At 61.9% G+C, this 3840-nt stretch carries 5 protein-coding genes and 1 pseudogene; 4 read left to right on the top strand and 2 right to left on the bottom strand.

Annotated features, from left to right (window positions below; all coding sequences use genetic code 11):
* Positions 1 to 190: hypothetical protein (locus EN925_RS26865; RefSeq protein WP_128337048.1), on the bottom strand; the 190-nt coding region annotated here is incomplete at its 3' end.
* Between the two features lie 375 nt (positions 191 to 565).
* Between EN925_RS26865 and rpsD the strand changes: the two genes are divergently transcribed.
* The 4 genes from rpsD (at position 566) to EN925_RS26845 (ending at position 3462) form a co-directional block, all read left to right on the top strand.
* The gene (gene rpsD, locus EN925_RS26860) at positions 566 to 1183 is read left to right on the top strand and encodes a 30S ribosomal protein S4 (RefSeq protein ID WP_013532142.1); all 618 of its coding nucleotides are present in this window, start codon (positions 566 to 568) and stop codon (positions 1181 to 1183) included.
* A gap of 107 nt (positions 1184 to 1290) precedes the next feature.
* Entirely contained in the window at positions 1291 to 2178 is an 888-nt protein-coding gene (ttcA, locus tag EN925_RS26855; protein WP_027162370.1) for a tRNA 2-thiocytidine(32) synthetase TtcA, read from the top strand.
* Entirely contained in the window at positions 2168 to 2995 is an 828-nt protein-coding gene (locus EN925_RS26850) for an inositol monophosphatase family protein (RefSeq protein WP_127384845.1), read from the top strand. Before ttcA ends, EN925_RS26850 begins: the two co-directional genes overlap by 11 nt.
* Positions 2996 to 3054: 59 nt before the next feature.
* A complete protein-coding gene (locus tag EN925_RS26845; protein WP_013532139.1) occupies positions 3055 to 3462 on the top strand; it encodes a hypothetical protein in 408 nt (135 codons plus the stop codon).
* On the opposite strand, the pseudogene EN925_RS26840 reads toward EN925_RS26845, so the two are convergent.
* Positions 3459 to 3840 (bottom strand): annotated as a pseudogene (locus tag EN925_RS26840) (multidrug effflux MFS transporter); the annotation flags it as partial. The gene EN925_RS26845 and the pseudogene EN925_RS26840 overlap by 4 nt on opposite strands.

Raw genomic sequence — 3840 nt, 5'->3', positions numbered from 1 at the left:
GCTTGATCTTGTAGCGGATGACCTTCTTGTGGCCGTGCCGCCAGATAATTTTCTTCTTGATCACGATGCGGCAAGCCTGGTGGTGCCGGTGCCCTTGCCAATGCCTGGCCTCAGCCGGCTCCGGTGTCATGACCGCCATGGATCCCGCCAACACAGCGGCTCCTGTCAGGGTAAGGAAGAATTTCTTCATGCGAATGTAGCTCCTCTGCTCCGGTCCCTTCCTGATGCCGCTGGCGCAACCTCCCGCCACATCCGGCACTGTACTCAACCCAGAGACGCTATATCGTCGCCATGGCCTACGCCAGCCACAAGCTTGACACCGGTTAAATCTCCGTTTAATCAGCGCGCCAACACCGGGCCGCAATGCCCGGTGGTTTTCTTTATGTGCGCAAGATGCGTGGAAATCCAATTCTACTATCTTGTTTGAACTGACGTGTCCCGTGGGTTTTCCGCCGCGTTGCGTGGGAAAACCCTGTCAGGTCTCGAAAACGGAGGCCAGAGGAGGGCGCGTTTCCTTCACCCGGACCATGAGGTTCCGGGTGTGTTGTTTTGAAAAGGGAATGCGATGAGCAAGCGCGAATCCGCGAAGTACAAGATCGACCGCCGTCTCGGCGAAAACATCTGGGGCCGCCCGAAGTCCCCGGTCAACAAGCGTGAATACGGCCCCGGCCAGCATGGCCAGCGCCGCAAGGGCAAGCTTTCCGATTTCGGCCTGCAGCTGCGCGCCAAGCAGAAGCTGAAGGGGCACTATGGCGACGTTTCGGAAAAGCAGTTCCGCAAGGTTTATGAAGAGGCTGACCGCCGCAAGGGCGACACCTCGGAAAACCTGATCGGCCTGCTCGAGTCGCGTCTCGACGCGGTCGTCTACCGCGCCAAGTTCGTGCCGACCATTTTCGCCGCCCGTCAGTTCGTCAACCACGGTCACGTCAACGTCAACGGCAAGCGCGTCAACATCGGCTCGTACCGCTGCAAGCCGGGCGATGTCGTCGAAATCCGCGAAAAGTCCAAGCAGCTGGTCATCGTTCTGGAAGCGGTCGGTCTCGCCGAGCGCGACGTGCCGGACTACATCGAAGCCGATCACAACAAGATGGTCGCGACCTTCTCGCGCATCCCCGGCCTGGCGGACGTTCCGTTCGCCGTGCAGATGGAACCGAACCTGGTCGTCGAATTCTATTCGCGCTAAACGAGCGCGTTCTGCGACATCCTGCGAAGGCCGCCCGTCGAGGCGGCCTTTTCTTTGTCGGTCATGTCCGCTAATCCGGCGCTCTGGGCCATTGAAAGCGACATGCCATGAACATGCTTCCAGACATTGAAACGCTCGAACCGGTCGCCGACAGCGAAGGCGGTTTCCATCCGCTGTTCGCCGACGTGCCGTCCTCGGTCGAGTTCAACAAACTGCGCAAGCGGCTGCTGCGGCTGACCCGGCAGGCGATCGAGGATTTCTCGATGGTCAAGCCCGGCCAGCGCTGGCTCGTAGCGCTATCGGGCGGCAAGGATTCCTACGGCCTGCTCGCGGTGCTGCTCGACCTAAAATGGCGCGGGCTCTTGCCGGTCGATCTTCTGGCCTGCAATCTCGACCAGGGCCAGCCGAATTTCCCCAAACATATCCTGCCGGACTATCTCGACAGCAACGGCATTGCGCACCGGATCGAATATCAGGACACCTATTCCGTCGTCACCGACAAGCTGCCGGCGGGCAGCACCTATTGCTCGCTCTGCTCGCGTCTCAGGCGCGGCCATCTCTACCGCATTGCACGCGAGGAGGGGTGCTCGGCGCTGGTGCTCGGCCACCATCGCGAGGACATTCTCGAGACCTTCTTCATGAACCTCTTCCATGGCGGGCGTCTCGCCGCCATGCCGCCAAAACTGCTCAATGACGAAGGCGACGTCATGGTGCTGCGGCCATTGAGCTATTGCGCCGAGGTCGATCTGGAAAAATTCGCTGCCGCCATGCGATTCCCGATCATTCCCTGCGATCTCTGCGGCAGCCAGGAAGGTCTTCAGCGCAACGCCATGAAGGCGATGCTCGAGGACCTGGAAAAGCGCATGCCGGGCCGCAAGGATACGATGCTGCGCGCGCTGTCGAACAGCAGGCCATCGCATCTGCTCGACAGAAAGCTGTTCGATTTCGCTGCCCTCAACGAGACCCTCACCACAAGGCAAGCCGATGACATTTGACGACACCGCGATCGGCTGGCTGGCCGGCATTCTGGCCGAGGCGGCACTTGCCGAGATCATGCCGCGCTTTCGCCGGTTGGGCGATGGCGATGTCAGGCAGAAGACGTCGGCCGCCGACCTGGTGACCGAAGCCGACGTCAATGCCGAGCGGCTGATCACCGCGCGGCTGCGCGAGCGGTATCCCTCAGCGATGGTCGTCGGCGAGGAGGCCTGTTCCGACAATCCAGCGCTTTTAAACGGGTTGGGCGATGCCGATCTGGCCTTCGTCATCGACCCGGTCGACGGTACTTTCAATTTCGCCTCCGGCGTGCCGCTGTTCGGCGTCATGCTGGCGGTCGTGGTCAAGGGCGAGACTGTCGCCGGCATCATCCACGATCCCGTCGGCAAGGACTGGCTGATTGGCGCCAGGGGTGCCGGCAGCCATATCCGGCATGCGCACGGCAGCATCGAGAAGGTGCATGTAGCGGTACCCGCGCCGATCTCGGAGATGACCGGCTCTGTCTCCTGGCAATATATGGCCGAGCCGGAACGGACACGGCTGGCGCGCAACCAGACCAAGATCCTGTCGCAGTTCGCCTATCGCTGCGCCGCGCACGAATACCGCCTGCTGGCGAGCGGCCATGCCCACTTCGTCGTCTACAATAAGCTGATGCCGTGGGACCACCTGGCCGGCGTGCTGATCCATGCCGAGGCCGGCGGCCATGCGGCGCGCTTCGACGGCAGCGCCTATCTGCCCTCGCATCTCGGCGGCGGCCTGCTTGTCGCGCCAGACAAGGAAAGCTGGCACGAATTGCGCCGCGAGCTCTGGGCGCAGTAGGATCGATTGCTGCGTTAGCCGAAAGCAGTACAATCTCGCGCAAATCCGGAGGCTCTCGAATGAAACCTCGGTTTGCATTTGTCGCGGTGGCTCTTGCCGCCGGTCTGTTCGCCAGTTCCCTGGAAGCAAGGTCGCAAGAGCGCAGCTGTCGCAGTACCGATCCCGTCGACACGATAAAGGAGATGTCGGACGCGATCTATGCCTGCTGGAAGCCGCCACCCGGAACCGCGGGCATGTCCCTCACGCTGCGGTTCTCGCTTCGCCGCAACGGCACGCTGATCGGCAAACCTCGCGCCACATATTCCGATCTGGGAACCGATGCCCAGCGCAGCCGGGCCTTCGTGGCATCCATCCTCAGGGCACTCGATGACGCTCTGCCATTGCACTTTTCGGACAGCATGGGCGAAGCAATTGCGGGGCGCATGCTTGCCCCTCGGTTCACGGCAGCCCTTGAAGGTGCGTCCTAATGCAAGTCGGTGATGTGCCCTGAAACGGGCGGGTTCTGTGGCTGGAACATCTTGCCGCGCTCGGCGATGAAGATCATCAGCAGCGCGGCGACCGAGACGCTGCAGAAGCCGGCGGCCAGCGGCGTCACCGTGCCGTTGAAGGCCTGGCCGATCAGCGTGCCGAGAATGCCGCCGAGAAACGTCTGCATGAAACCGAGGATCGACGAAGCCGTGCCGGCCAGTTGGCCGAGCGGCTCCATGGCCAGCGCGTTGAAGTTCGCGCCGAGCGCACCGAATGGAAGCATGGCGCAGGCAAAGAAGGTGATGAACAGCCAGAGCGGCATCTTCATCTCCAGCGAAATCACCAGCCAGGCAAGGCTGATGACCAGGAACAGCAGC

This window comes from Mesorhizobium sp. M7A.F.Ca.US.006.04.2.1 (assembly GCF_004022915.1).
Classification (GTDB): domain Bacteria; phylum Pseudomonadota; class Alphaproteobacteria; order Rhizobiales; family Rhizobiaceae; genus Mesorhizobium; species Mesorhizobium ciceri.
Note: the sequence above shows the minus strand (reverse complement) of the source record. Positions and strands in the feature narration are given on the sequence as shown.